General features: G+C 59.7%; 8 protein-coding genes. 2 read left to right on the top strand and 6 right to left on the bottom strand.

The window, feature by feature from the left end; translation table 11 throughout:
• A partial coding sequence (locus ACR0P8_RS07935) for an SDR family oxidoreductase (RefSeq protein WP_432624566.1) occupies positions 1-327 on the top strand: 327 nt, incomplete at its 5' end.
• 31 nt (positions 328-358) lie between these two features.
• Here ACR0P8_RS07935 and ACR0P8_RS07930 read toward each other — a convergent pair.
• A complete protein-coding gene (locus tag ACR0P8_RS07930; protein WP_432624565.1) occupies positions 359-1,003 on the bottom strand; it encodes an ECF transporter S component in 645 nt (214 codons plus the stop codon).
• 293 nt (positions 1,004-1,296) lie between these two features.
• On the opposite strand from ACR0P8_RS07930, the gene ACR0P8_RS07925 reads away from it, so the two are divergent.
• Positions 1,297-2,049, top strand: coding sequence for an ElyC/SanA/YdcF family protein (locus ACR0P8_RS07925; protein WP_432624564.1), 753 nt, complete (start codon positions 1,297-1,299; stop codon positions 2,047-2,049).
• A gap of 172 nt (positions 2,050-2,221) precedes the next feature.
• Here the strand turns inward: ACR0P8_RS07925 and ACR0P8_RS07920 are convergent, their stop codons facing one another.
• The 5 genes from ACR0P8_RS07920 to pflA all read right to left on the bottom strand — a co-directional run bounded on the left by ACR0P8_RS07920 (position 2,222) and on the right by pflA (position 7,424).
• On the bottom strand, positions 2,222-2,857 hold the full coding sequence (locus tag ACR0P8_RS07920; protein ID WP_432624567.1) for a 3'-5' exonuclease: 636 nt from the start codon (positions 2,855-2,857) through the stop codon (positions 2,222-2,224).
• Positions 2,858-3,019: 162 nt separating this feature from the next.
• Complete coding sequence (tig, locus tag ACR0P8_RS07915; protein ID WP_432624563.1) at positions 3,020-4,390, bottom strand: trigger factor; 1,371 nt, start codon at positions 4,388-4,390, stop codon at positions 3,020-3,022.
• 53 nt (positions 4,391-4,443) lie between these two features.
• Positions 4,444-5,736, bottom strand: coding sequence for an HRDC domain-containing protein (locus ACR0P8_RS07910; protein WP_432624562.1), 1,293 nt, complete (start codon positions 5,734-5,736; stop codon positions 4,444-4,446).
• Positions 5,726-6,361, bottom strand: coding sequence for a DUF3000 family protein (locus tag ACR0P8_RS07905; protein ID WP_033498968.1), 636 nt, complete (start codon positions 6,359-6,361; stop codon positions 5,726-5,728). The genes ACR0P8_RS07910 and ACR0P8_RS07905 overlap by 11 nt, the downstream gene beginning before the upstream one ends.
• Before the next feature lie 184 nt (positions 6,362-6,545).
• Positions 6,546-7,424, bottom strand: a complete 879-nt coding sequence (gene pflA, locus ACR0P8_RS07900) for a pyruvate formate-lyase-activating protein (RefSeq protein WP_432624561.1) — start codon at positions 7,422-7,424, stop codon at positions 6,546-6,548.
• Positions 7,425-7,598: the final 174 nt, after the last annotated feature.

The following is a 7,598-nucleotide window of genomic DNA, read 5'->3' as shown; positions in this document are numbered from 1 at the left end:
CAGGATCTGAAGATTGCCAACGTGATGAGCACCGCCGCCACGCGCGGCAATGCCAACGAATCCGTGTACTGTGCGACCAAGTGGGGCGAAAAAGGCTATACGCAGAGCCTGAAGGCAGCCTACAAGGGCACGAGCGTGAAGGTGGTGGGCGTCTACCCCGGCGGCATCGACACCGATTTCTACCGCGACAGCCACGATTATGTGTCGCTCGACAAGCAGCATTCCTTCATGAGCCCGGCAGAACTCGCCGAAGTGATCCTGTTCAATCTCGTCAACGAGGCGAATCTCACCGTCTCCGACATCCTCATCGAACGCAACTACCGGTAGTCCCCATCCTGCGGAACCGTTCTGAACCGTTTCACCGTCCGGAGGCGAAACGGTTCAGAACGCCAGACCGCGCCAACGCACGGTACAGGCCCCATGAGCCGAAACCTGCGAACACCAACGCGCTCAACAGTTCGCACACGGTGCCGATGATTCCGCGCGGGCTGAAGAGCGAGAACGCCTGATAGTAGAAGAACAGCAGATAGAAGTTGTACACGATGCCAATCGCCGCAGCCGACAGCAATGTGACGCCAAGCGTCCAACGACGGTAGCGGAACAGGGCGAACACCGCTTCGGCGGCCACCGCCTGCACGAGAGCGATCACCACCAGGCTCACACTGTATTTCGTGCCGAGCACCACTTCGATGAACGAGGCGACCAGAAGCACATAGGCCGAGGCTCCCGGCTTGCGCACAATCAGCAATCCCAGAGTGGCCGGAAAATAGAACAATGCGTGCAGCAACGCGGCGGAGCCTGGCAGAACCAGGGTCAGCAACGGGAAAAGACCATACGACAGGCCATCGAACACCCAGAACATCACTCCCGACATCACGCCGACCGCCGCACCGACGGCGATGTCAATCACGCGCCACGCAAGCGTTCCATGTGTTTCCTTCGACGCTTCCTGGGCATGTTCCGTGGATTTCGCATCCGTATCGTGGACAATAGTTTCAGACAATGGCTCCGCCATAATGGGATCCTTCTCTCGGTCGATGCCGCGCACCGTGAATTGGAGATCGCGGCGATCGCCGTGGGCCGCCCCTCGACCTGCGCGGCTCGGGCAGGAGCGACGCGCGCCATTATACGAGCGATACGTATCGTCAAAAAACAGGGGTTCATCTTCCGAAAAATGCGAAGGAATCGTCTGCATCGCACGTAATGTGTCGTCCCGTCCCGCCATTTCGTTTACTCTTGGACAGGGATTGAGTGGTGGCATAAAGGGCACGGGCACGCGCGTTAAGAGGTTGTTGCATGAAGACGATGGGGCGACGATTGGGAATCCTTCTATGCGTTGCACTAGCCATGCTGTCGACGTTCTATGCGTTCGTCGTGATGAAGGCCCGGTCCGGCACCGGTTTCTGGATGGTCTGGCTGGCCGTCGCCGCCCTCCTCATCCTGATTGCGATCGGCATCGCGGCCGACTGGTGGTCGAATTTCCCCCGTATCGTCCAGGACATCGTCATTGCCCTGGTCTTCATCGGACTTGTGATGTTCGGCACGGTGGAGGGCTGCATCATCAGCAGAATGGCCGAGCAGGCCGGTCCGGATCTCGACTACGTGGTGGTGCTCGGCGCGCAGGTGCGCACGTCCGGCCCGAGCAAGGTGCTGCGCTACCGGCTCGACACGGCGGTCGAATATCTCAACGAGAATCCGAAAACCATCTGCATCGTCTCCGGCGGCCAGGGCGTGAACGAGCCGTTCCCGGAAGCCCAAGGCATGGCCGACTATCTCGAGAAACACGGCATCGAGAAGGACCGCATACTCAAGGAGACGGAATCACGAACCACCCAGGAGAACATCTCGAACAGCAGCGGCCTGATCACGAAGCCCAACGCCGAGGTTGGCATCATCACCAACGATTTCCATATGTTCCGCGCGTTGCAGATCGCGCATAAGAACGGTCTTGTGGAGGCGCAGGGCATCGCGGCCGGCTCTCCCCGCGACATGCTGGCGAACAACATGCTCCGCGAGTTCTTCGCCGAAATCAAATTCCTGTTCTCGTGACCGAACGTTCCTCCGCCAATGCCCGTAGCAGGTGTTCGTCACGTTCACGGATGATTTCCCGTCCCGTTTTACCTTCCCATCCATAGAAGCCTTTTCCGGTTTTCGCACCGAGTTCGCCGGACTCCACCTTGGTTTCCAGCAACGAACGAAGGCCAAGGCTTCCGCAACATCATCAGGTCACGGCATTCCCGTCAGTGTGCGAGCTTCGCGGAAGCCATTCCTTCTTCGGTAACGAGGAGAACGTGGGCCATCGATCCGCTGCGTCAACGGCCGATTCGAGACGACGTTTGAAGCCCGGCCATTCGGGATCGGATTCAATCAGCCGTCCAAGCAATATAGCCGTGGCGTGGGCGTCGCTCAGCGCGCTGTGCGCATCCTCATTCGCGATGCCGAAGTATTCGCAGCAATCTGCGAGTTTGCCACGGCCAATCAACGAACGGGACAGTTTCATCGTACACAGCATGGTGCTTTGATCGACGGGTATCGAGGCACCCATACGGGAATACTCGGCGAGTAGGAACCTCGAATCGAACGACACGTTGTGCGCCACGAACACGCGCCCGGCCAGCAGGTCGCGCAGTTCATGCGCGATGCCCTCGAAGTCCGGCGCATGCAATAGTTCCCGTGCGGTGATGTGATGCACCCACGAGGCGCCGACACTGCGATTGACATGAATCAGCGTTTCATGTTCATCCTCAAGCGTGCCGTCCGGTGACACGTGGACCAGACCAATCTCAATGGCCCGATCTCCTTTCGCCGGACTCAATCCCGTGGTTTCGAAATCAACGACCGCGTATCCCCGATTCATCACATGCTCTCCCATCCATGGAGACCGTTGGAATCCGTCATTCCGGGATTTCCAGCGGCCCTATTCCAACAGCTTTATTCCCGTCGAAAGAAAAAGGCCGGAACCCACTTGGGGATTCCGGCCCACGCGTATTCAGCGCTTCAGCCTATCGGCTTTTGCGATTCACTCGGCATCCTTGTCGGCTGCGAGCTCATCGGCCACGGCTGCGGCCGCGGAAGCGGCTTCGACGCTTTCGGACTCTTCGTCTTCGGCGGCTTCGCCAAGGAAGGCGCTCAGATCCAGGGTCTCACCTTCGGACTTGAAGGTCACGGCGCGCATGCCGGAGAGCAGGCCCTTGGAACGGCCGACTTCCTGCACCGCGGAGCCAATCTGGCCATTGCGGATGATGGCCTGGATGAAGGCGTTCGGATCCATGCCGTACTGCTGGGCGATGGAAGCGAGGAAGTTGAACACTTCACCCTGGGAGACCTTGACATCCATGTTCTCAGCGAGCACGTCGAGAACAATCTGGTCGCGGAGTTCCTTTTCGACGGTCTTCTCGGCTTCGGCCTTCTGCTCCTTGGTGGCCTTGGACGGATCCGCGGTCACGTTCTTGAGCTGCTGCTCGACCATTTCAGCCTTGACGCCCTTCGGCACCGGAATCTCGAGGCCATCCTCGAGCTTGGCGATGAACGCGTCACGGGCGGCGGTGGCCTGACGGCCTTCGGCGTCCTGGGCGGCGACCTTCTTCAGGTCTTCCTTCAGCTCATCAAGGGTGTCGAACTCGGAGGCTTCGGAAGCGAAGTCATCGTCGAGTTCCGGCAGTTCCTCGGCCTTGACGGAGTTGACCTTGACCTTGATCTGGGCCTTCTCGCCTTCATGCTTGCCAGCTTCGAGAGTGCCTTCGAAGGTGGTTTCCTCACCGGCGGACAGGCCTTCGAGGGCCTCGTCCAGACCGTCGAGCATGGTGCCGGAGCCGAGCTCGTAGCTCACGCCTTCCTGGGAGTCCACGCTCTCGCCGTCGATTTCGGCGTTGAGGTCGATGTTGGCGTAGTCGCCCTTGGCGGCCGGACGGTCGACGCTCACGAGAGTGCCGAAACGCTGGCGCAGGGCTTCCAAACGGTTGTTGATGTCTTCATCGGTGACTTCAGCCTTGGCGACCTCGATCTCCATGCCGTCAAGAGCCGGCAGTTCGATGTCCGGACGACGCTCGACGGTGGCGACGAACTTCAGCTTGGTCTCATCCTTGGCGGATTCCGGCACTTCCTGAACGTCGATCTCCGGCTGGGCCATCGGGTGGATCTTCTTGGTTTCGAGAGCCTTGGAATACAGCTCCGGCACACCGTTGTTCACAGCCTCGCCGGCGACGGCGCCGAAGCCGATGCGCTGGTCGATAATCTTGCCGGGCACATGACCCTTGCGGAAGCCAGGCACGTTGACCTGCTTGCCGATTTCCTTGCGAGCCTCGTCGAGATACGGGTTGAATTCCTCCGGGTCGACGGTGATGGTGAGCTTCACCTTGGTCGGCTCAAGATTCCTGACGCTGATTTTCACGCTTGCGCTCCTGAAACAATACGGTTCTTCATTGTTCTGCCGTTAGGCAACCTCTACATGATAGCGCGACTTACGGACTCTGCGACAAGGGCGACCTGCCAGTCGCGCGCGCCCTGCTCCGTAAGGAACTGTGCCACATCGCGCTTTCGCGGTTCGTCCGTCCAGCACAGGTTGCGCAGATACTGCGGTTTGATGATGATCTCCACTGGCGTGCGTGTGTCTTCAGCTATCTGCGAAACCACCTTGCGCGCCTTGTTGAGCACCTTCAGACGTTCCGGATAGCGTTCCTTCCACGCGCGGATGGATTTTGGAGCCGATGACTGCGGTTCGTGCCGACGGCCGACGGCGCCGTCCGTCTCCGGCCATTCGCTTGGCGGCAGAGCAAGCGCCTCCTGGATGACGTGTTTCCACATGCTCGGTTTGATTTTGCGTTGGATCGGCGCGTAGCGTTCGAACATCTTGTCCTGTTCGGAATCGGTGTGCATGCGGACGCGTTCGTTGATGGACCGGATCGCGCGGAACTGCGCCGCGTTGTGCGGCTTGCGTTTGGCCACTTCGATGATGGTGCTGTCGGCGAGCAGCAGCGATGGCGCGATGTCGTATTCGCAAGCGAGTTCGTCTCGTCTGGTCCACAGCGCCCTGACGATGGCCAGCGCCTGACGGTCGCGCATGACTTCGTTGATATGCGAGACGTGCATCCATGGGATCGGATGCTTCTTGCGCGGTCCCAGGCCTTCTTTGAGCGCGTATTCGAACTCCTCGCGGGCCCATTCCAGCTTGCCCTGGCGTTTGAGCTCGGCACGCATCTTCGTCTCAAGCTCGATGAGCAGTTCGACGTCCAGTGCGGCGTAGTTGCGCCAATCGCGGGGCAACGGGCGATACGACCAGTCCGCCGCGGAATGCTCTTTGGCGAGGGTCAATCCCAGGAAATGCTCGGTGACTGCGGCGAGACCGAATCGTTTCAGTCCCAGCAGACGCGCCGCGATTTCGGTGTCGAACAGGCGCTGCGGCCTCATGCCGAGGTCCGCGAATCCCGGAAGGTCCTGCAGGGAGTCGTGCAGGATCCATACCGCGTCGCCGACCGCGCGGTTGAAATCGTTCCAATCGGCTCCCGCGGCCGCAAGCGCCTGGGGGTCGAGCAGTCCTATGCCGGCGCCGTCGCGTTTGAACTGCACCAGCCAGTCCTCGTGACCATATCGGAATCCCGATGCGCGTTCCGCGTCCGCCGCGAGGGAGCCGTGGGAGGAAGCCAAAGCACTGCAGTATTCGCGGAACGCGGGCAGTGTGTCGATCACATCAGGCACGCCTTCACGTGGTTCCGACTGCAGCTTTGGCTCATCGATCAACGGAAACGTCCTCCTCGGATTGTGTCATGGATCGGAGGAATGCCGCCCACCGTCCGACTTGGGAGCCGGCGTCGAGACCTCCATCGGCATAGTCTAATGGAGTCCAAGACACGCGGACCTCGCATCCCGCCATCGGAGCGTCCGGATCGTGTCCGAAGGCCGTGTTGTGTGCGACGGTGACGGTTCCCGACACGTGTTCGGAATCGTCCGGATCAAGGAACCGCATCATCGACTCCCAATACATGCCGGGTTCCATGCGTTTGCTCTCCTTTTCCGGCATCGGCAGGGAGGCGAAGGCCACACATCGCCAGTGCGAATGCCAGTCTTCTTGGAATTTGAGCGAATACAGCACCATGATCCAGCCGGACGGGCATCCGTCGTCGCATTCCAGTTCGACGCCGATGCCGAAATTCGCCATGGAATTCGGCACCGGAATCTCGTGGTATGCCATGCCTTGCAGCCGTGGCATGCGTTCCACGGAAAGCACGGCGTCCCAGACCCTGTCGGGAACGCCGTGCGGACGGAAAAGTGTGGAGTGCCGGGCATCATCGTCCATGCATGGTCCCTTGTCGTCGTCGTACGCCACGTCGCGTACACCTTGAGGAAAATCGAAAATGTCTGCCATAGTCCAAGACTACGCCAGTGCGCCTTGTTTTGTCGTATTTCACGCCATTTCGCCACGCGTCGAATGTGAAGATTTTCCTCATCGTGATAGAAACGCCGGAACCGCGCCGCCAAATTGGCATGACGCGGTTCCGGCGTTCCTTTTCGCATGCGAATTCGTATGCGAAACTCCGACCGGAGGGAAATCAGTACACGGTGAATCCGTGCGTCTGGAACTGCTCGACCACACGCTGCTTCATCGCGGCCGATGGCCCTTTCTGGTCATCCAGCGGATATGGGATTCCCAGCATGTGCCATTTCGGACGTCCAAGCTGGTGGAAGGGCAGCACGTCGATATGTTCCACGGCGTCGCCAAAGATCTCGCAGATCTTCGCCACGTTCTCGACGTTCTCCTCGGATGAGGTGAGGCCCGGCACGAGCACGAACCGCACCCAGATCTTCTTGCCCGCCTTGGCGAGCCGCTGTCCGAAATCGATGGTCGGCTGCAGGATTCCGCCGGTCACCTTGTGGTATGTCTCCTCGTCGCCGGATTTGACGTCGAGCAGACACAGGTCGATATCGTTCACCATCTCGTCGGTGTAGCTCTCGCCGAGGAAGCCGGACGTGTCGAGGCACGTGTGCACGCCCATCTGCTTGGCCGCGTGGAACACGCGGGACACGAAGGCGGGCTGCATCATGGATTCCCCGCCGGAGAAGGTAATGCCGCCGCCGGTGGCCTTGAACAGGTCTGCGTAGCGTTCGATCTTCTTGATCATGGCCTCGTAGTACACGGGCTTGCCGTCGCGCATCTTCCAAGTGTCCGGGTTCTGGCAGTACTGGCAACGCAACGGGCATCCGCTCATGAAAACGGTCATACGGGTACCGGGACCGTCCACGGACGTGTTGATGTCCCACGAATGCACGAATCCGATGTCGCCGCTTTTCAGCGCCTGGATGCGATCCAAACGATCCAGGCCAATCGGGGATTCGAATCCCGACAGGCCTCCCATCAGAGTCTGCTTGGCGTATTCCTTGGAATCCCTCAGCATATGCCTGGTCGTGGTGCGGAATATGTGTTCAGGCATCGATATCCCCTTTCATCTTCCTTCCCGTCCTATCGAAAAAAGAGGGACGGAGCATAAGCTTGAACTGCGCCCCGATTGTTGGACGCTGTTAATTAGGATACAGCCCTAGACCGCGAGGGACATGCCCCGGAACTCCTCCGGGGTGCGTCCCTCGAGTCGTATCTGGCGTCGTCT

It is taken from the genome of Bifidobacterium sp., from assembly GCF_050874245.1.
In the GTDB taxonomy this organism is placed as follows: Bacteria; Actinomycetota; Actinomycetes; order Actinomycetales; family Bifidobacteriaceae; genus Bifidobacterium.
Note: the sequence above shows the minus strand (reverse complement) of the source record. Positions and strands in the feature narration are given on the sequence as shown.

Coding starts and splice junctions, on each gene's coding strand:
- ACR0P8_RS07925 (WP_432624564.1), top strand. CDS start 1,297: ATGAAGACGATGGGGCGACGATTGGGAATCCTTCTATGCGTTGCACTA.
- ACR0P8_RS07905 (WP_033498968.1), bottom strand. CDS start 6,361: ATGGCAGACATTTTCGATTTTCCTCAAGGTGTACGCGACGTGGCGTAC.
- ACR0P8_RS07920 (WP_432624567.1), bottom strand. CDS start 2,857: ATGAATCGGGGATACGCGGTCGTTGATTTCGAAACCACGGGATTGAGT.
- pflA (WP_432624561.1), bottom strand. CDS start 7,424: ATGCCTGAACACATATTCCGCACCACGACCAGGCATATGCTGAGGGAT.